The organism is Paenibacillus sp. CFBP13512 (genome assembly GCF_005233705.1).
GTDB lineage: Bacteria > Bacillota > Bacilli > Paenibacillales > Paenibacillaceae > Saccharibacillus > Saccharibacillus nuruki.
Window position 1 is genome coordinate 110249 of the sequence record NZ_QGAD01000005.1, and the last position, 24638, is coordinate 134886.

27 protein-coding genes are annotated in these 24638 nt (G+C 38.7%); 23 read left to right on the forward strand and 4 right to left on the reverse strand.

The features are described 5' to 3' along the window. Positions 1 to 5 precede the first annotated feature (5 nt). From ftsY to PaeCFBP13512_RS09280, 17 genes are all read left to right on the forward strand, one after another. Positions 6 to 1013 (forward strand): signal recognition particle-docking protein FtsY, encoded by a 1008-nt coding sequence (ftsY, locus tag PaeCFBP13512_RS09200; protein WP_069327418.1) that lies wholly within the window; start codon positions 6 to 8, stop codon positions 1011 to 1013. A 206-nt stretch (positions 1014 to 1219) separates the two neighbouring features. Further along, on the forward strand, positions 1220 to 1870 hold the full coding sequence (gene trhA, locus PaeCFBP13512_RS09205; RefSeq protein ID WP_069327417.1) for a PAQR family membrane homeostasis protein TrhA: 651 nt from the start codon (positions 1220 to 1222) through the stop codon (positions 1868 to 1870). Positions 1871 to 2048: 178 nt separating this feature from the next. Continuing rightward, positions 2049 to 2405, forward strand: a complete 357-nt coding sequence (locus PaeCFBP13512_RS09210) for a putative DNA-binding protein (RefSeq protein WP_069327416.1) — start codon at positions 2049 to 2051, stop codon at positions 2403 to 2405. Between the two features lie 88 nt (positions 2406 to 2493). Next, on the forward strand, positions 2494 to 3876 hold the full coding sequence (gene ffh / locus PaeCFBP13512_RS09215) for a signal recognition particle protein (RefSeq protein ID WP_069327415.1): 1383 nt from the start codon (positions 2494 to 2496) through the stop codon (positions 3874 to 3876). A 55-nt stretch (positions 3877 to 3931) separates the two neighbouring features. Continuing rightward, on the forward strand, positions 3932 to 4204 hold the full coding sequence (rpsP, locus tag PaeCFBP13512_RS09220; protein ID WP_069327414.1) for a 30S ribosomal protein S16: 273 nt from the start codon (positions 3932 to 3934) through the stop codon (positions 4202 to 4204). 22 nt (positions 4205 to 4226) lie between these two features. Beyond that, the gene (locus PaeCFBP13512_RS09225; RefSeq protein WP_069327413.1) at positions 4227 to 4457 is read left to right on the forward strand and encodes a KH domain-containing protein; all 231 of its coding nucleotides are present in this window, start codon (positions 4227 to 4229) and stop codon (positions 4455 to 4457) included. A 99-nt stretch (positions 4458 to 4556) separates the two neighbouring features. Next, on the forward strand, positions 4557 to 5078 hold the full coding sequence (gene rimM, locus PaeCFBP13512_RS09230; protein ID WP_137222668.1) for a ribosome maturation factor RimM: 522 nt from the start codon (positions 4557 to 4559) through the stop codon (positions 5076 to 5078). Next, a complete protein-coding gene (gene trmD / locus PaeCFBP13512_RS09235; protein ID WP_137222920.1) occupies positions 5078 to 5809 on the forward strand; it encodes a tRNA (guanosine(37)-N1)-methyltransferase TrmD in 732 nt (243 codons plus the stop codon). Before rimM ends, trmD begins: the two co-directional genes overlap by 1 nt. A gap of 124 nt (positions 5810 to 5933) precedes the next feature. Continuing rightward, positions 5934 to 6305: a hypothetical protein gene (locus PaeCFBP13512_RS09240; RefSeq protein ID WP_137222670.1), complete on the forward strand. Its 372-nt coding sequence runs from the start codon at positions 5934 to 5936 to the stop codon at positions 6303 to 6305. 196 nt (positions 6306 to 6501) lie between these two features. Continuing rightward, positions 6502 to 6846, forward strand: coding sequence for a 50S ribosomal protein L19 (rplS, locus tag PaeCFBP13512_RS09245; protein ID WP_069327410.1), 345 nt, complete (start codon positions 6502 to 6504; stop codon positions 6844 to 6846). 306 nt (positions 6847 to 7152) lie between these two features. Next, the gene (lepB, locus tag PaeCFBP13512_RS09250) at positions 7153 to 7824 is read left to right on the forward strand and encodes a signal peptidase I (protein WP_137222672.1); all 672 of its coding nucleotides are present in this window, start codon (positions 7153 to 7155) and stop codon (positions 7822 to 7824) included. A gap of 52 nt (positions 7825 to 7876) precedes the next feature. After that, entirely contained in the window at positions 7877 to 8737 is an 861-nt protein-coding gene (gene ylqF, locus PaeCFBP13512_RS09255) for a ribosome biogenesis GTPase YlqF (RefSeq protein WP_069327409.1), read from the forward strand. A 17-nt stretch (positions 8738 to 8754) separates the two neighbouring features. Further along, the gene (locus PaeCFBP13512_RS09260; RefSeq protein ID WP_137222674.1) at positions 8755 to 9375 is read left to right on the forward strand and encodes a ribonuclease HII; all 621 of its coding nucleotides are present in this window, start codon (positions 8755 to 8757) and stop codon (positions 9373 to 9375) included. Between the two features lie 321 nt (positions 9376 to 9696). Continuing rightward, positions 9697 to 11832: a hypothetical protein gene (locus tag PaeCFBP13512_RS09265; RefSeq protein ID WP_137222676.1), complete on the forward strand. Its 2136-nt coding sequence runs from the start codon at positions 9697 to 9699 to the stop codon at positions 11830 to 11832. Then, on the forward strand, positions 11829 to 12134 hold the full coding sequence (locus PaeCFBP13512_RS09270) for an EscU/YscU/HrcU family type III secretion system export apparatus switch protein (protein ID WP_069327406.1): 306 nt from the start codon (positions 11829 to 11831) through the stop codon (positions 12132 to 12134). Before PaeCFBP13512_RS09265 ends, PaeCFBP13512_RS09270 begins: the two co-directional genes overlap by 4 nt. After that, on the forward strand, positions 12131 to 12499 hold the full coding sequence (locus PaeCFBP13512_RS09275) for a YraN family protein (protein ID WP_241669336.1): 369 nt from the start codon (positions 12131 to 12133) through the stop codon (positions 12497 to 12499). The genes PaeCFBP13512_RS09270 and PaeCFBP13512_RS09275 overlap by 4 nt, the downstream gene beginning before the upstream one ends. Before the next feature lie 125 nt (positions 12500 to 12624). Beyond that, complete coding sequence (locus PaeCFBP13512_RS09280) at positions 12625 to 14385, forward strand: YifB family Mg chelatase-like AAA ATPase (protein WP_137222678.1); 1761 nt, start codon at positions 12625 to 12627, stop codon at positions 14383 to 14385. A gap of 106 nt (positions 14386 to 14491) precedes the next feature. Here PaeCFBP13512_RS09280 and PaeCFBP13512_RS09285 read toward each other — a convergent pair whose 3' ends face one another. Continuing rightward, positions 14492 to 16060, reverse strand: a complete 1569-nt coding sequence (locus PaeCFBP13512_RS09285; RefSeq protein ID WP_137222680.1) for an FAD-dependent monooxygenase — start codon at positions 16058 to 16060, stop codon at positions 14492 to 14494. Between the two features lie 118 nt (positions 16061 to 16178). Between PaeCFBP13512_RS09285 and PaeCFBP13512_RS09290 the strand changes: the two genes are divergently transcribed. Next, the gene (locus PaeCFBP13512_RS09290) at positions 16179 to 16808 is read left to right on the forward strand and encodes a TetR/AcrR family transcriptional regulator (protein WP_137222682.1); all 630 of its coding nucleotides are present in this window, start codon (positions 16179 to 16181) and stop codon (positions 16806 to 16808) included. A gap of 47 nt (positions 16809 to 16855) precedes the next feature. On the opposite strand, the gene PaeCFBP13512_RS09295 is transcribed toward PaeCFBP13512_RS09290, so the two are convergent. Continuing rightward, positions 16856 to 18085, reverse strand: a complete 1230-nt coding sequence (locus PaeCFBP13512_RS09295) for a replication initiation protein (RefSeq protein ID WP_137222684.1) — start codon at positions 18083 to 18085, stop codon at positions 16856 to 16858. A 774-nt stretch (positions 18086 to 18859) separates the two neighbouring features. Here PaeCFBP13512_RS09295 and PaeCFBP13512_RS09300 point away from each other — a divergent pair. Both PaeCFBP13512_RS09300 and PaeCFBP13512_RS23365 read left to right on the forward strand, forming a co-directional pair. Next, the gene (locus PaeCFBP13512_RS09300; RefSeq protein WP_137222686.1) at positions 18860 to 19534 is read left to right on the forward strand and encodes a sulfite oxidase-like oxidoreductase; all 675 of its coding nucleotides are present in this window, start codon (positions 18860 to 18862) and stop codon (positions 19532 to 19534) included. 19 nt (positions 19535 to 19553) lie between these two features. Next, entirely contained in the window at positions 19554 to 19709 is a 156-nt protein-coding gene (locus PaeCFBP13512_RS23365; RefSeq protein WP_175425160.1) for a hypothetical protein, read from the forward strand. Between the two features lie 196 nt (positions 19710 to 19905). Here PaeCFBP13512_RS23365 and PaeCFBP13512_RS09305 read toward each other — a convergent pair whose 3' ends face one another. Next, complete coding sequence (locus PaeCFBP13512_RS09305; protein ID WP_137222688.1) at positions 19906 to 20544, reverse strand: hypothetical protein; 639 nt, start codon at positions 20542 to 20544, stop codon at positions 19906 to 19908. Positions 20545 to 20927: 383 nt separating this feature from the next. After that, positions 20928 to 21356 (reverse strand): organic hydroperoxide resistance protein, encoded by a 429-nt coding sequence (locus PaeCFBP13512_RS09310; protein WP_137222690.1) that lies wholly within the window; start codon positions 21354 to 21356, stop codon positions 20928 to 20930. 233 nt (positions 21357 to 21589) lie between these two features. Here PaeCFBP13512_RS09310 and PaeCFBP13512_RS09315 point away from each other — a divergent pair, with 233 nt between their 5' ends. The 3 genes from PaeCFBP13512_RS09315 (at position 21590) to sucD (ending at position 24479) form a co-directional block, all read left to right on the forward strand. Next, positions 21590 to 22072, forward strand: a complete 483-nt coding sequence (locus PaeCFBP13512_RS09315; protein ID WP_069327397.1) for a MarR family winged helix-turn-helix transcriptional regulator — start codon at positions 21590 to 21592, stop codon at positions 22070 to 22072. A 277-nt stretch (positions 22073 to 22349) separates the two neighbouring features. Beyond that, the gene (gene sucC / locus PaeCFBP13512_RS09320; RefSeq protein ID WP_069327396.1) at positions 22350 to 23507 is read left to right on the forward strand and encodes an ADP-forming succinate--CoA ligase subunit beta; all 1158 of its coding nucleotides are present in this window, start codon (positions 22350 to 22352) and stop codon (positions 23505 to 23507) included. Between the two features lie 42 nt (positions 23508 to 23549). Further along, positions 23550 to 24479 carry a succinate--CoA ligase subunit alpha gene (gene sucD / locus PaeCFBP13512_RS09325; protein ID WP_069327395.1) on the forward strand — a complete coding sequence of 310 codons (930 nt, stop codon included), beginning with the start codon at positions 23550 to 23552 and terminating at the stop codon, positions 24477 to 24479. The last annotated feature ends 159 nt before the right edge of the window (positions 24480 to 24638 follow it).

Here is a 24638-nt window from a genome sequence, read left to right on the forward strand (position 1 = left end):
ATCTCATGAGCTTTTTTAAAAAGTTAAAAGACAGCATTTCTACAAAAACAGAAACAGTAACTAAACAGTTCCGCGATGGTTTAGAAAAAACACGCAAAGGGTTTGTTGAAAAAGTATCAGACCTTGTAATTCGTCGCAAAAAAATTGATGAAGAGTTCTATGAAGAATTAGAAGAAATTCTTATCGGTGCTGATGTAGGCGTAAATACCGTGATGGAGCTTATTGATGATCTTCGTGAAGAAGTTCGTATTCGCCGAATCGAAGATGCTGCTGAACTACAACCTGTATTATCTGAGAAGTTAACGGGCTTACTTCGTGGAAACGAAAATACAGGCTTAAATATGCAACAAGGTGGAATTACAGTTATTTTATTTGTAGGTGTCAATGGTGTAGGTAAAACAACAACAATTGGCAAAATGGCACACCGTTTCAAACAAGAAGGTAAAAAAGTGTTGCTTGCCGCAGGAGATACATTCCGTGCGGGAGCTATTGAGCAATTAGAAGTATGGGGCCAACGTGCAGGCGTAGAAGTGATTAAGCAACAATCAGGCTCTGACCCAGCAGCAGTGATGTATGATGCTGTACGCGCAGCTAAGCAGCGTGGAGCAGACGTATTGTTATGCGACACCGCAGGACGTTTACAGAATAAAAGCAATCTGATGGATGAGTTGAACAAAATCTTCCGTGTAATTCAACGTGAAATTCCAGATGCTCCGCACGAAGTACTGATGGTACTTGATGCGACAACAGGTCAAAATGCACTAAGCCAAGCCAAACTATTCGGTGAGAAAAGTGGCGTGACTGGACTGGTATTGACCAAATTAGATGGAACTGCTAAAGGTGGAATCGTGGTAGCCATTCGTCAAGAATTAGACTTACCGGTTAAATTTGTAGGTCTAGGCGAGAAGATTGATGACTTACAACCGTTTGATAGTGAACAGTTTGTTCATGCTTTATTTGCAGGATTGATTCAAGAAGAGGAAGAAGCTGAAAAGACGGATTCCAAAGAGTAGGGCCAAATTGCCAAAGTAGCATCTTCATACAGAACTGAGTTATAATAGCAGTAGAAATCAAACGGAAATGAGATAACTCTTATCCGATTTCTACTGCTTTTTATTTTCGTTATCAGATACGATCTAGAGTTACTTACATAACATTTAAGCATCAAGTAGATCATATAGCATAGGGATAAGATTGGATCGAAGAAAGGAAGTGACTTATGGCTCTCACACATACGTATAGCCGTAAAGAAGAAGTAGCAAATGCAGTAACTCATGGTATAGGAGCTGCTCTTAGTATTGCTGCATTAGTTATTTTAATTGTTTTTGCTGTACTTAAAGGTACACCATGGCATGTAGTAAGCTTTACGATTTATGGAGTCAGCATGCTGTTGTTGTATACCAGTTCTACCTTAGTACATGGATTCAGAGATGGCAAAGCCAAAGATTTATTTGAGATTTTTGATCATTCAGCCATTTATCTATTTATTGCAGGAACATATACACCTTTGATGTTAATTGTTGTCAAAGGGGCACTGGGTTGGAGTATATTTGGAATCGTATGGGGCATCGCCATTTTAGGATGTGCGTTTAAAGCATACTTCGTCAAACGTTTTCTATTTATGTCGACGATTTTCTATATCTTAATGGGATGGTTAATTGTTATCGCATGGGAACCATTGACAACGAATATGGCAAGCGGTGGCATTATTCTACTAGCTATTGGTGGATTAATGTATACGCTGGGTACGATATTTTACGTCTGGCGTGGATTTCCTTTCCATCATGCGGTTTGGCATCTGTTTGTGCTAGCAGGTAGCATTTTGCATTTCTTTATGATTTTATTTTATGTTTTGCCGATTCATTTGTAATAGATAAATAGACGTAAAAAGTTCATATTTTGGGCTTGAATGATCGATATTTGAAGCTCATTTATAAAAGTAATAAGATGTTAAGTAATTATGCTTGACATCTTATTTTATTTTTTGCTATGATATAGAACGTTGATGAGGTGTAAAGTGTTTTTCCTTGACGGAGGGAGTGCCCCATATGAGTCAAGAGAATCGGCTCGATAAAACGACCCGAATTAATTCATTATTTGATTTCTACGAGCTTCTACTTACAGACAAACAGCAGATGTTCCTTAAATACTATTTTCATGATGATTACTCTCTAGGAGAGATCGCCGCAGAGTTCAGTATTAGTCGACAAGCGGTGTATGAGCATATTAAGCGTGCAGAGCAAGTATTAGAAATGTACGAAGAAAAGCTTGGTCTGATGGAAAAGCATTATCGCCGTGTGCGTGATTTAGAAGAGCTCAAATCGACATTGTCTTCAAGTGGAGTGACACATGAATATCAATCGCAAATGATGGATATTGTAGAGCGCTTGGAAGCCAACGATTAATTCATATATACTTATACATGTAAAGAAGTACGATATAGATATACAGACCATATATTATTTAACGTGAAATAAACGGAGGTGAAGACACATGGCATTTGAAAGCTTAACAACACGACTGCAAAACGTATTTAGCAAACTTCGTGGTAAAGGTAAAGTATCTGAAGAAGATGTAAACGAAGCAATGCGCGAAGTGCGGTTAGCGTTACTTGAAGCAGACGTTAATTTCAAAGTCGTAAAAGAATTCATTTCCAAAGTGAAAGAAAAAGCGGTCGGTAAAGATGTGATGGAAAGCTTCACACCAGGCATGGTTATTATCGACATTGTTAATAAAGAGCTTACCGAGTTGATGGGTGGAACACAGTCCAAACTTGCCAAAGCAGCGAAGTCACCAACCGTTATTATGATGGTCGGGTTGCAAGGTGCTGGTAAAACAACAACCTCTGGTAAACTAGCCAAAATGCTTCAAAAGCAAAATCATCGTCCTTTACTGGTTGCAGGCGATATTTATCGTCCAGCAGCGATCAAACAGTTGCAAGTACTGGGAGAGCAAATCAATACACCGGTATTTACGATGGGAGATCAGACAAGTCCAGTTGAGATTGCTCGTCAAGCTTTGCAAGAAGCCAAAAATAACAATAATGATTACGTGATTATTGATACAGCAGGTCGCTTGCATATTGATGAAGAATTGATGGATGAATTGCGCCAGATTCATGAATTAGTGAATCCGGATGAAGTTCTGTTAGTTGTAGATGCGATGACAGGTCAGGATGCAGTCAATGTAGCCGAGAACTTTAACACTCAATTGCAATTAACAGGTGTAGTCTTAACTAAGCTTGATGGAGATACTCGTGGTGGTGCAGCATTGTCTGTCAAAGCCGTAACGGGTTGTCCGATCAAATTCACTACTCTTGGTGAAAAGCTAGATGCAATGGAAGCTTTCCATCCAGAGCGTATGGCTTCACGTATTCTAGGTATGGGTGATATGTTATCCTTGATCGAAAAAGCTCAAATGAATATCGATGAAGATAAGGCAAAAGAAATGGAACGCAAAATGCGTAATGCCGAATTTACATTCGAAGATTTCTTAGAGCAAATGGATCAAGTGAAAAAGCTTGGACCACTTGATCAGATTATGGACATGATTCCGGGTATGGGAAAAATGAAAAACCAAAATCTTCAAGTTGATGATAAGCAAGTTGGACGTATTGAAGCAATTGTTCAGTCGATGACTGTTCAGGAGAAACAACATCCAGAAGTGATTAATCATAGTCGTCGTAAACGGATTGCTACAGGTAGCGGAACTTCTGTTGCAGAAGTAAACCGTCTGATCAAGCAGTTCGATGAAATGCGCCGTATGATGAAGCAGTTCTCGGATATGATGGATCCTAAGGGCGGCGGCAAGAACAATAAAATGATGAAACAAATGCAAAAAATGGGTGGCAAGGGAATGAAGTTTCCTTTCCGTTAAACTCAGGAAATGCAATGTATATATTATTGAATTAATTTGAAGGAGGTGAATTTTCGTGGCAGTACGTATTCGTCTAAAACGCATCGGTGCTCATAAAGCGCCTTTCTATCGTATCGTGGTTTCCGATTCTCGGTCCCCTCGTGATGGCCGTTTCATCGAAGAAATCGGTACTTATAATCCAGTTGCAGAACCTTCTGTAACTAAGATTGATGAGGAAAAAGCTCTTCAATGGCTTCAACAAGGAGCACAAGCTTCTGATACCGTTCGCAACTTGCTTAGCAAAGCGGGCGTTATGAAAAAGTTTCATGAGCTTAAACAGCAAAAATAATTGCTGATTCGGAGGAGTATCTATGGAACAATTAGTAATGGTTATTGCTAAAGCTCTCGTGGATCATCCCGATGATGTAAAAGTGAACGTTGTGGAAAAAGAGAACTTGATCGTATACGAACTTAGCGTCCATCCGGACGATGCTGGTAAAGTGATCGGCAAGCAAGGACGTATCGCCAAGGCTCTCCGCACGGTCGTTACATCAGCAGCAGTCAAGACTAATAAACGGGTGACCGTTGATATAATGTCTTAAAAATATACGAAAGAGGGTTAGGATGATGTCCTAGCCCTTTTTCGTACATTTTCAATCAAAATACGATCAAATATAGATTACAGGTTAGAGGAGAATAACATGACTGAACAATTTTTAACTGTAGGTAAAGTAGCAAATACACATGGTATCCGCGGAGAACTCAAAATATATCCGAATACCGATTTTGCTGAAATTCGTTTTGCTGAAGGCAAAAAGCTCTGGATGATTAATGAAGAAAACGGGAATAAACTTGAAGTTGAAATCGTAAGTTCTCGTTTGCAAAAAAATATGTATGTAGTTCGTTTTAAAGGATTTAGCAATATTAACGAAGTAGAGAAATATAAAGGTTGGACATTAAAAGTTTCTAAAGATGATATCATCGAGTTAGAAGAAGATGAATTTTATTTTCATGAAATTCTAGATTGTGAAGTCTTTACAGAAGAAGGCATCAAAATCGGTAAGATTGTAGATATTTTAAAACCGGGTGCTAATGATGTATGGGTCGTTCGTCCAGATAAAGGCGAAGAAGTATTGATTCCTTATATTCATGATGTGGTGCTTGATATTAATGTTAAAGAGAAAAAGGTACTGATTCATGTGATGGAAGGTCTTTTGGAATGATGAAGATCGATGTGCTAACCTTATTTCCGGAAATGTTTACCGGTGTATTTGGTTCTAGCATTCTGGGTAAAGCCGCAGCCAAAGGTATTGTAGAATTAAATGCGATTAATTTTCGTACGTATTCTAAAAGCAAACATGGTACGGTAGACGATACACCTTATGGTGGAGGCGGGGGAATGGTGCTCAAGCCTGAGCCTATTTTTGATGCTGTGGAAGATTTGGCACCTGCATCAACATCTGTATCTCCACGTATTATTTTGATGTGTCCACAGGGGGAGCCTTTTACCCAACGCAAAGCTGAAGAATTGGCTCAGGAAGAACATTTGATATTTATCTGCGGTCATTATGAAGGATATGATGAACGTATTCGTGAGCATCTGGTAACCGATGAGATATCAATAGGTGATTATGTGCTTACTGGCGGTGAAATACCGGCTATGGCGGCTGTAGACAGCATTGTACGCCTTTTACCAGGGGTATTAGGGAATGCCAACAGTGCGGTAACCGATTCGTTTAGCACAGGCTTGCTAGAATATCCACATTATACACGTCCAGTCGAATATAGAGGGATGAAAGTACCTGATATTTTATTATCCGGTCACCATGCTAATGTAGAAAAGTGGCGCCGTGAACAATCCTTACTTCGTACATTAGAACGTCGTCCAGAATTGTTAGAACAAGCTGATTTGACAACCAAAGAACGCCAATGGCTTAACAATCAGCGTAGTTAACTAAATATATCTAAGAATTTCGCTGTATGAAGATCTGTAGAGGTCGATTATGGGGAAATTCTTTTTTGTATCTCTATGTACATATTGGAATTGGATAAGCCCAAAGAATAGGAGTTTGGACACCATGAATGATTTGCAACAGGAATATGTGCAATGGTTGGATCGATTAAGTAGTGACTTGCGTAGTCAGGGATATGCTTCAGTTTTAAATAAAGAATTTGTAGAACAGGATGCTACGATTGTGATCAATCGTTTGCTACCTGAATTTGCCTATCTTATGTATATCGAAGTCGAATCGTACAAAAAATATTTTATCGCTGATTATAGTGGACGTAATACAGTCATGAAATTAATTGATCGTAGTATTGATCACAAAAAGACAGCAAGAATACGAGCGTTAGAAAATAGTCGATTAACAGATCATCTTACTTTTGAAGAAGAAATCAATCGCTTGAAAAGTCTACAACATCTACTAGAACAAAGTGATTTTGAATAGTTAACTATATAGATAATGAATCAAAGATGATTTAAAGTGGATATATCTTTTAACTTTTTTTGAAAAAGTGTTGTTATTCTATAAGGATCTATGATAATATTAGACTGTTGTGTGAATCTGATGGTCCTCTACGATCAATGATGAGGAATTATTCCCTGAGACGTATGAACATCTGTGTGGAAGGAGGAAGTTATTAATGAATATCATTCAAGAAATTACTCAAGATCAACTTCGTAAAGATATCCCTAATTTCCGTGCAGGCGACACTTTAAAAGTGCATGTTAAGGTAATCGAGGGTACTCGCGAACGTGTTCAGTTGTTCGAGGGAGTTGTAATCAAACGCCAAGGTGGCGGCATCGGTGAAACTTTTACAGTACGTAAAATTTCTTACGGTGTAGGTGTGGAAAGAACTTTCCCAGTAAATTCACCTAAAATCGATAAACTAGAAGTAGCTCGTCGTGGTAAAGTTCGCCGTGCGAAATTGTACTATCTTCGTGAGCTTCGCGGTAAAGCAGCTAGAATTAAAGAATTGCGTCGTTAATCCTTTTGGATACGCGATTGAGAAGGGCTTGGTGAAACAAGCCCTTTTCGTTATTTTTACGCTGTTATTTAAGATAATGATTCACATCCGATTCCGCCGGACAGCCTTTATACACGGCTGTAGACGGGATTTTTGTATTTCTTGACGAATAGAATCCTTCAAAATTTGGTTTTTACAAAATTGTGTGTAAAATAGATAGAGTGAAATCGTATAGGTACTTGGTATACGTAGCATAAGGATTAGTCCTAGTATGTTAGTCGGTACATATACAAAGCGCCAATTAAACCAGGAAAGAAGGCATGGCCTATGGAGCAAGACACAAAACCATCTAACAATGAAGTACATGCAGCAAATACGACAGAAGTACAAGAACCTCTCAACACAGGTACTCCAGATTCAGGAACGATACAACCTGAGAAGAAAAAGAAAAGCGAAACGAAAGAGTGGATTAAAGCGATTGTGGTTGCTTTGTTACTTGTTGTCGTTATCCGCTGGTTCTTGTTTGAACCGTTTATTGTAGACGGTCCATCCATGCAACCGAATTTTCATACGGGTGAACGTGTGATCGTGAACAAAATTCTATACGATATTCGTACTCCGCAACCTGGAGAAGTAGTTGTACTGAAAGTTCCTTCACAAAATCGTGACTTTATCAAACGTGTTATCGCTGTTGCTGGAGACACTGTTAAAGTTGAAGGTGATAAAGTTACTGTCAATGGTAAAGAAATCAGTGAGCCTTATATCCAATCGGCATTGGATAATGCACATGCACAAGGTAGCGATTATAATATTAACAATTTCCCAACAGAGAATTTCCCGGATGGAACTGTACCTGCGGGTCATGTATTCGTAATGGGAGATAATCGTTCCAACAGTCAAGACAGTCGTATGATCGGTTATATACCGCTTGGAGATATTATTGGACGTGCAGATGTTATTTTCTGGCCGTTTAGTGATGCGAAGTGGGTTCAACAATAAAGCTGCCTAACATATACGGACAGCTAATTTAAAGAAGTAAGGGGGAAAACCGATGGCTATTCAATGGTTTCCCGGACATATGACAAGAGCACGTCGCCAGATCGAGGCAAAGCTTAAATTAATCGATATGGTTATTGAACTCGTGGATGCACGTCTGCCACTCTCCAGTCGTAATCCAATGATTGATGAGATTTTGCAGGGCAAACCGAGAATGATTATTTTGAACAAATCCGATTTGGCTGATCCCAAAGTGACAGCAGAATGGGTTGAATATTTTAAAGAAGAAGGACATGCTGTTCTTCCTTTAGACTCTGCAAGTGGACAAGGGATCAAAGAGATCGCTGAACGTTCTAAAGTCTTGTTGAAAGACAAGCGTGACAAACGTGCTGCTAAAGGCATGAATCAACGTCCTATGCGTGGATTGATTGTAGGGATTCCCAACGTAGGTAAATCGACTTTGATCAACCGTCTTGCAGGAAAAAGTATTGCTTTGACCGGTGACCGTCCAGGTGTAACCAAAGGGCAACAGTGGATCAAAGTCGGTACAGAAATGGAACTGTTAGATACACCGGGTATTTTGTGGCCTAAATTTGAAGATCAAATTATCGGTTATAAGCTAGCAGTAACAGGCGCTATTCGTGAAGAAATTCTGAACGTAGAAGATGTAGCTTATTTCGGAATGAAATACATCTGCAAGCACTATTGGGATAATATCGCTGAACGTTTTGAATTATCTGAACAACCACAAGATTTCGAAAACCCGAATGAAATCGTAGAAATTATGGAAGAAATCGGTCGTAAACGTGGTTGCTTAATGAGTGGTGGACGCATTGATTTAGAAAAAGCGTCCAAAGTTATTTTGCGTGAGTTGCGTGCAGGTAAAATGGGACGAATCTCCATGGAGACTCCTTAAGTATTGGAGGAATCATCATGTCAGAATTGTTAAAATATGAACGTGAATGTATTACAGAAGGATATCACCATATTGCAGGTGTAGATGAAGTAGGACGAGGTTGTCTATTTGGAGATGTGATTGCGGCAGCTGTAATTATGCCTGAAGGTGTAATCATTGAAGGCGTGAATGACTCCAAAAAGCTGTCTGAGAAAAAGCGTGAGCAACTCTATGATCAGATTATGGAGCAAGCACTCGCTGTAGGTGTTGGTTATGTAGACGCAGCAACGATTGATGAGATTAATATCAAGCAAGCTGCCAGGCTAGCGATGAAGATCGCTTTGCAACAATTAAGCGTATCTCCTGATTACATTCTCGTGGATGCTGAAAAGGTCGATCTTGATATTCCGCAACGCTCGATTATCAAAGGTGATGCGAATAGTCATAGTATTGCGGCTGCGTCGATTATTGCCAAAGTCACTCGTGATCGTCTGTGTGTGGGTGAATGGGAAGAACAATATCCAGGCTATGGTATTGCTGGTCATAAAGGATACGCGACCAAAGTTCATCGTGCTCAGATTATTGCGCAGGGGATTACACCATTACATCGCAAAAGCTTTTTGGGCAATTTATTACTCGAACAACCCACTTTATTTTAGACATCAAGGTATTGAATTCTAAGATAGAATGATTTATTATGCATCTATATTACTTTATGTGAAGATATCAATAGATATGCTATGGGAAGAACCCGCATCTTACAATAAAGAGCGGGTTCTTTTTTGTATAGACATATCCTCATCATTAGACACTTTTTAACCGATAAATAAGATAACCAAAAGGACGAATCGTAAATCAAAATATACATAAGCATCGACTACAAATGGTCTTCATAATGTTGAAGTTATTTATAGTCTACTTGTTAGTGATACAAAAATAGAGATCATGATGAACTAGAAAAGATGATAGGAGGGATGACTATGAATATTGGATCACTATTCCGTGGGCTTATAGGCGATAGCAAGCCAGGTGAAGCACGGCAAATGGAGTTGAAAGAAGGTCAAGTCGTCCGCGGAGTGGTGACAAGCATATCGGAAGATGGGCAAGAAGCAGTTGTCCAGATTCAAGGTGTGAAGGTCAGAGCCAAATTAGAGACACCTTTACAACAAGGAGCAACTACATTATTACAAGTACAAGCTCCTGATTCAGACGGGTTACCTGTTTTAAAACCTGTAACAGGCAATCCATCGAATCCTTTATCTAATGCGTCGATGGGAGAAGTATTAGAATCATTTAACTTGCCAGATACCAAAGAAAATCGTGAAATGATTACTCAGATGAGAGCGTCGGGTATAACGCTTAATGCCGATAACGTCAAAAATATACAATCAACACTGTTTCAAAAGCCAGCTGGTGTACCTGTAGGTGAATGGGTACAATCTGCGGCTGTAGCGATTCAGCGGGGTCTACCTGTGACAGCACAGAGTGTGAGCGGTCTACAGCAAGCGATATTTGGACCTCCTCTTCATGATCTGTTAAGCAATCTGGATAATCTGGTTCGTGCTACCGTGACAGAAGTACAAGAAAATGCATCGAATCTAGGTAAAGGTACAACTAGCGATCAAGCGCCAGAGAATGTAGCATCGAATCCATCGACACCTAATCAGGCAGTTCAAGGAAATGCTAATCCAGCACAAAATAATAATCCCACATCTGTGTTACTGGGTAAATTACAAACGGTACTGGATCAATTGGGAAGTATCGTTGCACAATCTGCCAATCCAGATACAGATGTTAATAGTGGCAAAATGACTTTACCATCTGTACCTAATCCAAATGGTCCTCAATCGCCAACAGCACCTGTGACCACAACAGCCAATAATCCAACACAGCAAGCACAAGGGACAACGACAAATGCTTCTACAACGATTAGTCCGTCAAACACTGCGGAGGATGCTCCATCAGTTCTGGCTAATTCTACAAATACAGCAGCAACAGGTAGTCCCAAAGCTCAAGCAACAGAACCGTGGTTGGGTCGTGTGTTGAAATTGCTTGGAGCAGAGCATGAACAACAAGTAGCACGTGCAAGTGTAAATAATACAGCCCCTGAAGCTGTACCTACACGCTCTGAGCAGACAACCACATCTTTGGGAGCTAATGGACTTGCGCAAGCATCAACAGACCCTACAACGGCTCGTAATGCTAATCCAGCTCTTCAGTCTAATATGAATATGGTTAATGGTATGCCAAATCCTACATTAGAAGAACTATTGCCTGCACCTACAGCTCGTGTGGCTAATCCGAATGGACTCCAACAAATCGCAACAAATCCAGATCAGATAGCTCCAGATGCCGAATTGCAAAACACCATGAATCCGAAGCAAGTGACTGCCAATGCACAGGCACAAGCAGCAATTAATGCGCAGAATACACCAATAGAAGCAGATCCTTTACTGAATCCTGCACTTCTAAATAACCGTAATAGTGTAGATGCGACAAATCCAGCTCACATTGCACAACAAATGGCTTCGAATACGGATGATGCTGTGAGCAAAGTTCAAGATACATTAAAAGGAATCTTACTTCAATTGACAGCCGCAGATGATGTTCCTCCAGCGTTGAAAGAAGCCGCCCAACAGCTGGTTCAGCAATTAACAGGTCAGCAATTATTGCTAAATACAGATCGTACTGCTCCTTTTGCACAGGTCACGATGTTTGTTCCATTTAAAGGTCCAGATGGACAGGAAACAGCTTCTGTACAGATTCAATCTCGCCGTGGCCCTAAAGGGGAATTAGACGCTTCTAATTGCCGACTATGGTTTGACCTAGATATGCATTCATTAGGACCTACTCTTGTCGATGTGCATGTCGTAGACAAAATCGTTACTCTTAAAGTGCATAATGATCTGGAACAACTCGCACCTCTTGTTGAAAGTAAACGTGAAGAAATGGCTACAGCGATGAGTGCATTAGGTTATCAATTGTTATCTCTTAAAGTAGATGCCATGCCTGTTCGATCCATTGCTACTAATGAAAACAGTACAGGTATGTCAGATCATGATCTTTTACAACGTTATGCACCGCCTGATTACAAAGGGGTGGATATGAAAATATGAATAAACCCAAAGACGATATGGCAATGAGAGCCAAAAGAGCCGTTGCCCTTAAGTACGATCCAAATCAAAATTCAGCTCCGATAGTAGTAGCCAAAGGTAAAGGAAGAATTGCCGAAAGTATTCTAGAAAAAGCGCAAGAAGCAGGAGTAGCTGTGCAACAAGATGCGGCGTTAGTTGAAGTATTGTCGAAGCTTGATCTTGATCAACAAATTCCGGGTGAATTGTTTGAACTAGTTGCTGAAGTGCTTAGCTTTATTTATCGTGCAGATAAGAATTTGAATCGAGGCGGTCATGATTGGTGAAAACAGATGATCGCAAATACAAAGGACGTATTGCCGAAGATACCGCTGCTTATTATTTAGAACAACAAGGCTATCAGATTGGTTATCGCAACTGGAGCTGTCGTAGTGGTGAGTTGGATATTATTGCTTTTTACGAAGGCACGATTGTGATTGTAGAAGTGCGAAGTCGTACAAGTGATGTATATGGCACGCCCGCTGAATCTGTCGACTGGCGCAAACAAAAACAAATTCGGGAAACCGCAGAAGTCTATGCGCATCACAAAGGGCAGTCACATTTTCCTTTTCGCTATGATGTGATAACGATTCAGATGAATCATTCCTATCAAGTGGTAGAGTTGGAGCATATCGTAGCTGCTTTTGTATAATGAGTTGTAAATAAAATCTATTGAAAATAGAGGAAGCACCCTTTTTCAATAAACCGGTAGTTCTATCCGCACTGTAATCAGTTGCGAGATTAACAAGGTTTTTGGAGAAAGGGTGTTTTTTTATTATGTATGGTAAATTATTTAGCGCTTGTTTGCATGGAATCAATGGAGTTATGGTGGAAGTCGAGACAGACTTATCGAACGGTCTACCCATGGTTGCGATTATTGGATTACCCGATTCAGCGATTCGAGAATCGATCGAAAGAGTGCGTTCTGCGATTAAAAATTGCGGATTTACTTTTCCTAATCAACGAGTAACGATCAATCTGGCACCCGCAGATTTACGTAAAGAAGGTTCAGCCTTTGATCTCGCGATTGCGATGGGTATTTTGACAACAAGTGATCAGATTTTTTTGCCGGATCAAGATCAAATCTTGTTAATTGGAGAATTAGCATTAGATGGGACTTTGCGACCTGTTCCGGGGGTGTTGTCTATGGTCGATACCGCTCGTCAGCATGGGTTAAAAGCAGTATTGGTTCCTCAAGAAAATGCAACAGAAGCTGCGTTAGTAGAAGGTATAGAGGTATATGCTATTCATCATCTAAATGATTTGTTTGCTGGTTCACAACATGATTCCGATAGGAAAGCAAATCAGCCTGTATCGCAAGATCATATTGAATCTTTCCACATGTCTTTACCCGGTCAGCCTGAGATTAAAGTAAAACAGATTCATGCTCATTCTTCTCCCAATGAACAGAAACTCGCTACAGCGATAGATGATTCGATGAATAAATCGAAAAAGAAATCAGATCCACGCAAAATGGTCATTCTGTCCCCATTACGTGTACAAAAGGTCAAAAAAGAACATATCCAGCATCCCACGTCATCGATGCAAGAAGATTATGGAGATGTATTCGGACAGCAACATGTGAAGCGAGCATTAATGATTGCTGCCGCAGGAATGCATAATATCTTATTATTAGGTCCTCCCGGTACAGGAAAAACGATGTTGATTAAACGTCTACCTACTATTTTGCCTGTCTTAACTGATGCTGAAGCACTGGAAGTGACTAAAATTTTTAGTGTATCAGGACGATTCAAAGACTCTAATGCTGGCTTAATCTCTGTGCGTCCTTTTCGCGCCCCTCATCACAGTACAACAGTTACAGGATTGATTGGAGGGGGAAGTATACCTAAGCCGGGAGAAGTCAGCCTGGCGCATCAAGGGATATTATTTTTAGATGAATTGCTAGAGTTTCCAAGATCGGTATTAGAAGTATTGCGACAGCCGCTCGAAGATCATCAAGTGACGATCAGTAGAGCACGAGCTGTATTTTCATTCCCCGCTAATTTCTTATTAGCAGGTTCGATGAATCCTTGTCCTTGTGGATATCTAGGGAGTACACATGCTGCTCATCCTTGCACATGTAGTCATAGTCAGATTGCTCGCTATCGTTCCAAAATCTCAGGTCCATTATTGGATCGAATAGATCTGCAAATAGAAGTGCCTCGTCCTACCGAGCAAGATTGGCAACGAGCCAAAGAAGGAACAGAAGATACAGGCTATGATTCGGCAAGTATGCGTGCTGTCGTAGAGCAAGCACACCAGATTCAATTGAATCGCTATCAGCATTTGGATATTCATTGGAATAGTGAATTATCAGGTAAATGGTTACGTGAATATACCTTTTTATCTGATTCTGCTAACCAACTGTTAGAAACGGCTTTTGAACAATTAGGAATGAGTATGCGAGCTAGAGATCGAATTTTGAAATTAGCTCGAACGATTGCTGATCTGGAAAATATGGAGCAGATTGAAGCGGTTCATATTGCAGAAGCGATTCAATATCGTCAATTAGACCTGAGTAATCCGATGCATGGATAAGTAGTAACATATATTAATGTAAAATAGATAAAAAAAGTGAACAGGAGGAATGACTTATCTCATTCCTTCTGTTCACTTTCTTGCTAATTGGGATAAGACAGTCTATTTAACTTAAGTAATAGATAGCATTTAAATATTGTAAAATAGATCGTGACTCTTCTATAGAAGTACGTAGTGCAATATAGCCATCTGGACGAATCAATAGTAGTTCTTCATTTGATATATTGTAAATTCGATAAGCATTTCCTGCTTTATCAATGATATGATCTGTTCTCTCTGTGTGTGATGGAAGTATAGAATATAAGCGAAGCTGGTCATGAGTAAGGTTTTCCAATATAGAAGAATCGGTATGATTTACAAAAGCTAAAACTGTCCAGTGTGTACCACGTAGCAGATCAAAAATAGTTCCGGAAAATTTTTCACTTTGCAGAATATCAGCATTAGGAGCACGATCTCCAGGTAGTAAAAGAGGAATGTTTTTTCCAGTAAATGAACGAGTAAGAGAACTGGAGCGATAGGAAATAGAAAGCCCGCTTGTTAGATCATCGGATATTGTACTTAGAGATTGAGATAATGACCCACTTTCAGTTACTGTTGCAGTAACTGCTTTTATTTTCTTAGAACTATCTTGAAGAACAGCTTGAGCAATTGGACGGCGCTCCTCATCATACGTATGGAGTAAATGAGTATCAGCTCCTTGAAGTACGGCGGCTAGTTTCCATCCAAGATTATACGCATCTTGCATCCCTGTGTTCATACCCTGACCTCCTGCTGGAGAATGAACATGTGCCGCATCACCAGCAAGGAAAACTCTATGGCTATGATAACATTCAACCATCCGCACATTGATTCGGTAAATAGAAAGCCAGGATGCATGAGTGAGCTTAACACGCCCAGTACCAGCTCGTTGATCCAACATAGTCTGATACAATTCTAAAGATGGTTCTGCTGGGTTTTGAATTTCTGCTGAAATAGTGGCTTGCAGTTGCCAAATATTCGATTTGGGTAGCGGAGTTATCCCTAACATTCCTTCTGAAGATGTCCAAATATGAATACGATCACGATCCAGACCTTCTAATTGTATATCTCCCAGATACCACCGCTCATCATCGTATGTCTCGCCAACTAATGGCAATTGAATAAACTTGCGAATATTACTTTTACCTCCATCTGCACCGACTACATAACGAGCATGAATTTGCTCTTCGCCTTGCGATGTCTTGACAGTTACTGTTACTCCATCCAAATCTTGAACAAGCTTTACAGCTTCTATCCCTAACTCGACTTGACCTCCAAGAATAGCATAGCAATCACGTAATGCTTTTTCTACATCAAATTGAGCAATCCAGACTGGATGACGATAGGGTGTCTCAAACTTGCTGCTAGCGGCAACAGTAATAGATGGCTTATCTATACTTTTACCATCAGCAGTATAATAACGAACAGGCAAATCGACAACACCTGTATCTAAAATGTAGTCAATAGCTTCCAAATCATCAACGACCTCAAGGGAACGAGGTTGAATAGCTTTGGATCGAGATGCTACGTTATATACAGTGTTTTTATCAATAATGCGATGGCTAATATTTCGACGGGCAAGATCGCAAGCAAGTGTAAGTCCTGTAGGTCCAGCTCCAACAATAAGAACATCAACAGAAGAAAAGATCGTTTCCATGTATAGAATCCTCCTTGGGATATAGCAGATAATAAATTATACTACACCGTACAGTGTAATAAGTAAAGTGGAACTTTAATCAATTTTTGATAATATACTTATAAGGGGGAATTTGAGAATGAATACGATAGAAAATAAAAAAGTACGTAAAGGTTCTTTAGATAAACGAACTAAAATTATTGCAGCAGCACGAGAACTTTTTCTATCTGAGGGATTTAACCAATCCAGTGTTGATGCTGTTGCTCATAGAGCAGGAGTTTCTAAACGGACAGTGTATGATTATTATGGGGATAAACAACACTTATTACTTACGGTTATGGAAGAAACCAGTGCAACGGTTCTAAATATGATTGAACAAGGAATTTCAGATCATCTTTTGGAATTTGATGATTTGGAGCAAGCTCTTATTTTATTTTGTGAACAAATAGTTGTCTTTGCCAATGGTTCGTCTGATTATAAAGCTTTGATCCGTCTGGCTATGGTAGAGGTTGCTAATTTGTCAGAATCTTTTTATGAAGATATGGATCGTGCAACAGAAGAAGGCATTATCAAGAGGTTTATAGCGTTTGGAGAAAATAAATTACTGAATATCCCTGATCCTCATATGGCTACCAAGCACTTTGCTGCGCTAACGATTCTGCTGGTATTTAATCAACCCAACCCTAAGGATTTGGATCAAAAGCAAGTGAAGCATATCATTACTGAAGGCGTACGCGTTTTTCTTCGCGCTTATGCACCGATGATGTAATGATGTCATAAAAAAGAGAAGTGGCTATTATAGCTACTTCTCTTTTTTTAAGCTGTTGTGATGTCTAGCATAAATACATCAAATGTATAATCACTAAAGTATTTTTTATTGAGATATTGTCTGAAGTAACCACCAGACATCAATTGTGGATCACGAACATCTGTGATAATAATTTCGATATCTTTGTCAGCTACACTATGTAACATCGCTTGAACTTCTATATTTAGCTGTTCTTCACTCATAGCAATAATGTACTGATTCAACTTTTCAGCAACAGTCGCATAATATTGTTGTTGTAACTGCGATTTTTGTTCTTTTTCTAATTTCAATGTGTGCTGGCGCTCTAGCTCCATATCAAGCTCCGTTTTCTTTTTGCGATAATCATTTTTCAGCGCAGCGACTGTATAAGCTGGAATATCATGTACACGTCCACTCAGTACATCGATTTTGACGATATCTAGAATTTCAGTGATATAGTCTTTTTCGTACGCTTTTAAAATCGTTTGGATCGTTATCGTCGTTAATCCAAATTCTTTTTTCAAACGATCGCTTAAACGATGAGCTGTATGGGTTTGTACCGAGGATACCGCTTCAGTAGCTGGAAGAATCGTGACATTTTGCTTAGCTTTTGTTTTGATCGTAAATACAATTTCATCTACTTTACGACCATTTTTACGTTCCACATAACTGAATTCGATATCTGTACTTTTGTTGATTTCTTGCTGTGCTTTGGTGATCACACGCTTTTTAAAGTCGGAGTAAACGGGATATTGATCTTCGATACCTAGTAGTTCTTTTAAACGTTGAACTTTGAGAGTACGCTGACCTAGTTTCTCATATTGTTTTAAAAGCTCATAGATCCGCATAGAATAAGCACTTTTAAGCTTTAGAATATCGTTTAGACGAAATGAAGTGAATTTTTCCTTCAATTGAAGAAGATAAGGTTTTAACTTGGGCGAAAATTCGACTTCAATTATGCCCTCATTCGGAAAGTATTCCGCAGATGCCAACCAGTTTACTTGTAAGTTTTCATTTATGTAAAAAGGATGGGACATTAGATTTAGTGTGTATTCTTTTACTTGTGCATAAATATTTTTATTTTTCACACCTGCTAATTTGGCAAATTCACTAATCTTAAATCGGTAACGTTGAAATTCTTGATCTTCCGGTGAAATGATGCTGATCAGTACATAAATAATACGTAGTTCAACTACACTCATTTTTAAAGGCATTTCAATAAGATCATTAGACTTTGTAACCAGATTATTTTTCTTCATATGTTATATAACCTCCAAGACGTTCCTTCATTATAATAGATAATCTATGATAAAAGTAGCTTAAGCAGCACAATATCTTACTTTGAGTTGTTTATCTTATTTTACATATCTTGTTTTTATTGTTTTAAATATTTTACTTGTTTAGAGTCGATGATATCTGTTGATAATCCTAGCTTGCCAGCCTTAATATCGGACAAAAATAGGGTGAATTATGGACAGTTTTAGGGTCATTTGTAGACGGAAATAGGGCAGAAGTCAGACAGATTTAGGTTCAAACTATAGACAACTTTAGGGTATAGTGCGACAAAAATAGGACGAACTATAGACAATTGTAGGGCATACTATGGACAAAATTAGGGTCTAAATCAGCCATAATCACAGTGATTATTAGCGTTATTTTGAAATGAAATGCGACAAAAATAGGGTCATTAATCAAAAATATTATTTATTATGGACAAAAATAGGGCAAATAAATAGGAACCCAAGTATTGACCCTATTTTTGTCCATAGTAAAGCAAAATATGTACTGATTTTGCTCAATATAGGTAAAAGATAGACAATAACTCAAATATTCACCCTATATATGTCCGATTTCATCAAAGATTAAAGCGATAGTGAATAGTTACTGAAGTCTTTTATAAAGAGTTCATGATTGTAGTATAGATCTATGGATACTAGACTTTATTGAATCAGTACTCAGATGAATTGCTATAAATACGCAAAAATTAATGTTAAAATATAGAATATGAATACAAAAAGACAGGAGGGGCAATGATGCAGAATAAAGCAGATCGTCTAAAAGGCGCTAAAGTTCCGCAAACGCCTATATTAGAGCAAGATTTACAACGTCGCTTACCTCCGGGACAGACACTTACTGAAAGTTTTCCGATTTTGCATGAAGGTAGTGTACCTGAATATGATATGAATTTTTGGAATTTGCGTATTTTTGGCGAAGTTGAAGAAGAGCAATTATTTACATTTGAAGATTTGCAAAAGTTACCAGTCACTCGTACTGTCAGTGATATTCATTGTGTGACTCGCTGGTCTAAATTTGATACAGCATGGGAAGGTGTCAAATTTTCTGATCTAATGAATGTATTGAAAGTCAAATCAGAAGCAAAATATGTAATGATTCATGCAGATCCTGATTATGAAACCAATGTAGCTTTGAAAGATCTGATGGACGAAGATGTATTATTAGCTTGGAATTATGATGATCAACCGATTACTGCTAAGCATGGTGGGCCATTACGGATGGTTGTTCCGAAATTTTATTTTTGGAAAAGTGCCAAATGGGTGCGTGGTATTGAATTTATGAAAGAAGACCGACGTGGATTCTGGGAAGATCATGGCTTTCATAATGTAGCTGATCCTTTCCAAGAACAACGTTTTTCTTCCGACGAATATGAAATGCCAGAAGATGAATGGAAATATTGTGAAGCTGACTAATATTTAGGAGCTGATAAATATGGTTATAGTATGGTATTTGTTATTTATGGTATTGCTTTCTGCCCCAGGAATTTGGTATCACATAGCGATTGGTAAACGTATAGCGCATGAAGAAAAAAAAGCAGGTCGAGATCTGACGTATGAGATCAATCCTTTTACAGGTGGAAGAGAGTAATTATCCGGATAAGGGTGAGCAGCAAAACAGAGCACTCTTAGAATGCTGGTAATAATAAATACAGCAAAAAGAACCGTTTATAAAAACGGTTCTTTTTATTTAGCTCATTTAATAGTGTAGTCTGTTTTTAAACAGTATAATAAAGATTTTGGATCAAATACTCAAAAGGAACTAGGTTCAAGAAGCTGAATCTAACTTACAAGCTATCTACAGCTTTTTGAAGTTTAGCGTCTAACATTCCTTTTTCTTTGCTACCTTTGTTTAAAGAAGGCTCAAACCAATATACCACTACAGCGTTACCTTTAGTGTAAGTGGATTTGTTAAGCAAATCGTAAGGGGTTTTGCTTGTTTGAGTTTTCAAATCTTCCAACCCTTTTTTAGCATCGTCAGCTGATTTGAAGCTATAAATAGAAACAGTTTCCTGTTTATTCAAGTCTTTATCTGTTACATAACGAGTAGCTTTTACATCATTCAATACCCAGCTGTTTTGCTCATCTGGAGCAGAGATCAAATCGATCTTTTGCGCTTTGATGGCACTTGCTACTTTCTCAGCAGAAACATCTGTTGCAGTGCTATCAGTAGTAGCATCTGTAGTTGTTTTGTCTGTGCTTTCTATAGCAGGGTCTGTCGTAGTTGCGTCTTCAGTTGTAGCCATTTCATTGTCAGTTACAGCGGCACCTTCATCTGTTGTTGCTGTAGAATCAGTGGCTGTAGATTCATTAGTTGTTGTTGGGGTTGTCGTGCTAGCTGGTGTTTCTGTGTTGCCATTAGAACAGCCGGCGGTCGCAGCTACGACGGTGAGTGCAAGTAGAAAAGTACTGATTTTGAGTTTCATAAATTGGACCTCCTGTGTGTTAAGTTCATCTGTAAGGCGATGAATCTTTTGAATATGAAAAATAAATAACGTTTTTCACTATAACATACATACACACAACAGTCGATTTTGACACGAATCTTACATTTTGTAAGAACCGTGAATCCATAATCATAATTAGAAAATATCAGTCATAGCAACGTTTTGGGACGTTTGTAATAATATCATATTTTCTGAAAATAAATCAAAATAGAACAAAAATGTTTTATTTGCATAGAAAAAAGAAGCAGTTAGGGGACTGCTTCTTTTGTAATATTCTCAAAATCGATATTCTAAACTCTATATTAAGGGGGTAGAGTTAGAAAGGGTTTATAGGGATAAAGTACAAGTTGGACAATCTAATATTAGATAACGTTTAATTCTACAGCGATATTACCACGTGTTGCGCGAGAGTAAGGACATACGTTATGAGCTTCTTCTACTAATTTCATAGCTACATCACGATCTACACCTTTAACCAAAACATCCATTTTAACAGCAAGCGCAAATCCGCCATCTTCAGCTTTACCGAAGCTTACAGTAGCATTTACTTCTGTACCTTCGTGTTTGATTTTTTGCATACGAGCAACCATATTTAGAGCACTATCAAAACAAGCAGAATATCCTGCTGCAAATAATTGTTCAGGGTTAGTACCAGCACCGCCAGCGCCGCCCATTTCTTTTGGTGTTGCAATATCTAAACGAAGTTCAGGGCTAGAAGATTCAACATAACCTGCACGACCTCCAACTGCTTTTACTGTAGTTTCATACATTTTTTGTTGGATAGTTAACATGAATAACTCCACCTTTTTATATAATTTATTTTACAAAATTAAATTTAACACAATTAATATGAAAAGTAAAATATTTTTCGCTATCTTTATGTAAATCAGTAGATTTTATGATATAATCATATCTATAAAGTAGATTTCGCACACTCTTGTTAGTCGTTCATTTTTTTGTATTTGGGTAAAATATTAGTTAAAGAAAAATATATTTTATAATAATTATAGGTAGGTGATATAGCATGACTACAGATTCTAATGAGTATCCACATCCGCAGTTAAAGCTTGAAAATCAACTTTGTTTTGCTATTTATGCTTCTTCTCGTGAAATGACTAAAATGTATCAACCGCTATTGGATCGCTTGGGAGTGACTTATTCTCAATATCTCGTAATGATCGTGTTATGGGAGCAACAAGAGTGTACAGTTAAAGAATTAGGAAATGCTTTGTATTTGGATTCAGGTACATTGACTCCTTTGCTTAAACGTTTAGAAGCCGCTGGCTTGATTATTCGTAAACGTTCTACAGAAGACGAGCGTAAAGTGCATATTACATTGACTGAAGCAGGCCAGCAGTTGCAGGAACAAGCAGTTAATATTCCACAAGATGTTATGGATGGAACATGTATGAATACGAAGAAACTCGAAGAATTGCTAGGCGAATTTAAACAGTTGCTTCATAATGTACACCAAACGAATATCGAAATGGCGAATAACAAGTCTTAATCTATACAAAATACAGGTATCTTGTGTAACAGCATATCGGTTGAAATAAAGCCCTTTTATCGAATTTTGGTAAAAGGGCTTTTGTTTTTTTACTTTGATAGCGTATACATGATATATTAAGTAAGAGCTAGCTTACTCAAGATAACTTCCAGTAAATGGAGTAAATTGGCGAAATTTTTAAGGAAAGCGTTTTAAAAACATGTTACAATATTGAAGGTTATTGATTTGCCGGGGGCTCTTGCCGGAATGCATTCATGTTGATAGGAGGATTTATTGAATGAATATCCATGAATATCAGGGAAAACAAGTACTTAAACAGTACGGAGTAGTTGTACCGGAAGGTAAAGTTGCTTTCACGGTAGAAGAAGCTGTAGAAGCAGCTCAATCACTGGGCAGCCCAGTGTGTGTGGTCAAAGCTCAAATTCATGCTGGTGGTCGTGGTAAAGCTGGCGGAGTTAAAGTAGCTAAAAGTCTGGACGAAGTACGTACTTATGCTCAAGAGATTTTGGGTAAAGTGCTTGTAACACATCAGACAGGTCCTGAAGGAAAAGAAGTTAAACGACTTCTAATCGAAGAAGGCTGTGATATTCAAAAAGAATATTACATAGGTGTTGTTATCGACCGTGCTACAGGTAGAGTCGTGATCATGGCATCTGAAGAAGGCGGCACTGAAATTGAAGAAGTCGCTGAGAAAACACCTGAAAAGATTTTCCGTGAAACCGTAGACCCGGCTATTGGTCTACAAATGTTCCAAGCTCGTAAACTAGCATACGCAATCAATATTCCGACAAAACAAGTGAACAAAGCAGCTAAATTTATGACTGCATTGTATACTGCTTTTATCGAAAAAGATTGCTCTATCGCAGAAATCAACCCGCTAGTTGTTACTGGTGACGGTGAAGTTATTGCTTTGGATGCAAAATTGAATTTTGATTCGAATGCGATCTTTAGACATCCTGATATTCTTGAACTTCGTGATCTGGATGAAGAAGATGCAAAAGAAATTGAAGCTTCCAAATACGATCTAAGTTATATCGCTCTTGATGGTAATATCGGTTGTATGGTTAATGGTGCAGGTCTGGCTATGGCTACGATGGATATTATCAAATATTATGGCGGCGAACCGGCTAACTTCCTTGACGTAGGGGGCGGTGCAACAACGGAGAAAGTAACAGAAGCATTCAAAATTATTTTGTCCGATAGTAGTGTAAAAGGTATTTTCATTAATATATTTGGTGGTATTATGCGTTGTGATGTTATCGCTAACGGCGTAGTTGAAGCTGCCAAACAAATCGGTCTGGATCGTCCTTTAGTTGTAAGACTTGAAGGTACGAACGTAGATTTAGGTAAACAAATTCTCGCCGAATCAGGGCTAAACATCGTTGCCGCGGATTCTATGGCGGACGGAGCACAGAAGATCGTAGCTCTCGTATAAAATCCAGGACCTAAATTAAGTGATAGGAGCTGTGTCTAAACAATGAGTATTTTGGTAGATAAGCATACAAAAGTCATCACTCAGGGTATTACCGGGGCAACAGGACTCTTTCATACTAAGGGTGCGCTAGATTACGGTACTCAAATGGTTGGCGGCGTAACACCTGGTAAAGGTGGAACTGATGTTGAGATTACACTGGAAGATGGCAAAACAGTTAAATTGCCAGTCTTTAATACGGTTGTAGAAGCTAAGGAAAAAACAGGCGCTACAGCAAGTGTTATCTATGTACCTCCTGCATTTGCAGCTGATTCTATTCTTGAAGCAATCGATGCTGAACTAGATCTGGTTATCTGTATTACAGAAGGTATTCCAGTGTTGGATATGGTTAAAGTATCCCGTTATCTAGAAGGCAAAAAAACAGTCTTAATCGGACCTAACTGCCCGGGTGTTATTACACCAGGCGAATGTAAAATTGGTATTATGCCAGGTTATATTCACAAGCCAGGTTATGTAGGTGTTGTATCACGTAGTGGTACATTAACGTATGAAGCTGTTCATCAATTGTCTACTCGTGGAATCGGTCAATCATCTGCTGTAGGTATCGGTGGAGATCCAGTTAAAGGTTCAGAATTTATTGATATTCTGAAAATGTTTAACGAAGATCCGAATACTCGCGCAGTCATTATGATTGGTGAGATCGGTGGTACAGCAGAAGAAGAAGCGGCAGAGTGGATTGAAGCGAATATGACGAAGCCTGTAGTAGGCTTTATCGGCGGCGCTACAGCTCCTCCGGGCAAACGTATGGGACATGCAGGCGCAATCATTTCCGGTGGTAAAGGTACTGCTGCTGAAAAAATTGCTAAGCTAGAATCTTGCGGTATTAAAGTAGCACCTACTCCTTCTGAAATGGGTTCAACATTAGTTGAAGTTTTAGAAGAAAAAGGTCTTTTAAGTGAGTGTACTACGCACTAAAAAGGGACTTTAATACTCACATATAGACTTTTTACAGTCTGTTCTTTATAATGAATGTAATTAGATAGTAACGGACGTATAAGGTAAGCAACCTTTGTATTCTCTTGAGGAGACAAAGGTTGCTTTTTTTGCGTTCATTTAGATTTTTTACCTCAAAAT

Bases quoted from the DNA above. Each gene is read 5' to 3' on its own strand.
- ftsY (WP_069327418.1), top strand. From the start codon at position 6: ATGAGCTTTTTTAAAAAGTTAAAAGACAGCATTTCTACAAAAACAGAA.
- trhA (WP_069327417.1), top strand. From the start codon at position 1,220: ATGGCTCTCACACATACGTATAGCCGTAAAGAAGAAGTAGCAAATGCA.
- PaeCFBP13512_RS09210 (WP_069327416.1), top strand. From the start codon at position 2,049: ATGAGTCAAGAGAATCGGCTCGATAAAACGACCCGAATTAATTCATTA.
- ffh (WP_069327415.1), top strand. From the start codon at position 2,494: ATGGCATTTGAAAGCTTAACAACACGACTGCAAAACGTATTTAGCAAA.
- PaeCFBP13512_RS09225 (WP_069327413.1), top strand. From the start codon at position 4,227: ATGGAACAATTAGTAATGGTTATTGCTAAAGCTCTCGTGGATCATCCC.
- rimM (WP_137222668.1), top strand. From the start codon at position 4,557: ATGACTGAACAATTTTTAACTGTAGGTAAAGTAGCAAATACACATGGT.
- trmD (WP_137222920.1), top strand. From the start codon at position 5,078: ATGAAGATCGATGTGCTAACCTTATTTCCGGAAATGTTTACCGGTGTA.
- PaeCFBP13512_RS09240 (WP_137222670.1), top strand. From the start codon at position 5,934: ATGAATGATTTGCAACAGGAATATGTGCAATGGTTGGATCGATTAAGT.
- rplS (WP_069327410.1), top strand. From the start codon at position 6,502: ATGAATATCATTCAAGAAATTACTCAAGATCAACTTCGTAAAGATATC.
- lepB (WP_137222672.1), top strand. From the start codon at position 7,153: ATGGAGCAAGACACAAAACCATCTAACAATGAAGTACATGCAGCAAAT.
- ylqF (WP_069327409.1), top strand. From the start codon at position 7,877: ATGGCTATTCAATGGTTTCCCGGACATATGACAAGAGCACGTCGCCAG.
- PaeCFBP13512_RS09260 (WP_137222674.1), top strand. From the start codon at position 8,755: ATGTCAGAATTGTTAAAATATGAACGTGAATGTATTACAGAAGGATAT.
- PaeCFBP13512_RS09265 (WP_137222676.1), top strand. From the start codon at position 9,697: ATGAATATTGGATCACTATTCCGTGGGCTTATAGGCGATAGCAAGCCA.
- PaeCFBP13512_RS09270 (WP_069327406.1), top strand. From the start codon at position 11,829: ATGAATAAACCCAAAGACGATATGGCAATGAGAGCCAAAAGAGCCGTT.
- PaeCFBP13512_RS09280 (WP_137222678.1), top strand. From the start codon at position 12,625: ATGTATGGTAAATTATTTAGCGCTTGTTTGCATGGAATCAATGGAGTT.
- PaeCFBP13512_RS09285 (WP_137222680.1), bottom strand. From the start codon at position 16,060: ATGGAAACGATCTTTTCTTCTGTTGATGTTCTTATTGTTGGAGCTGGA.
- PaeCFBP13512_RS09290 (WP_137222682.1), top strand. From the start codon at position 16,179: ATGAATACGATAGAAAATAAAAAAGTACGTAAAGGTTCTTTAGATAAA.
- PaeCFBP13512_RS09295 (WP_137222684.1), bottom strand. From the start codon at position 18,085: ATGAAGAAAAATAATCTGGTTACAAAGTCTAATGATCTTATTGAAATG.
- PaeCFBP13512_RS09300 (WP_137222686.1), top strand. From the start codon at position 18,860: ATGCAGAATAAAGCAGATCGTCTAAAAGGCGCTAAAGTTCCGCAAACG.
- PaeCFBP13512_RS23365 (WP_175425160.1), top strand. From the start codon at position 19,554: ATGGTTATAGTATGGTATTTGTTATTTATGGTATTGCTTTCTGCCCCA.
- PaeCFBP13512_RS09305 (WP_137222688.1), bottom strand. From the start codon at position 20,544: ATGAAACTCAAAATCAGTACTTTTCTACTTGCACTCACCGTCGTAGCT.
- PaeCFBP13512_RS09310 (WP_137222690.1), bottom strand. From the start codon at position 21,356: ATGTTAACTATCCAACAAAAAATGTATGAAACTACAGTAAAAGCAGTT.
- PaeCFBP13512_RS09315 (WP_069327397.1), top strand. From the start codon at position 21,590: ATGACTACAGATTCTAATGAGTATCCACATCCGCAGTTAAAGCTTGAA.
- sucC (WP_069327396.1), top strand. From the start codon at position 22,350: ATGAATATCCATGAATATCAGGGAAAACAAGTACTTAAACAGTACGGA.
- sucD (WP_069327395.1), top strand. From the start codon at position 23,550: ATGAGTATTTTGGTAGATAAGCATACAAAAGTCATCACTCAGGGTATT.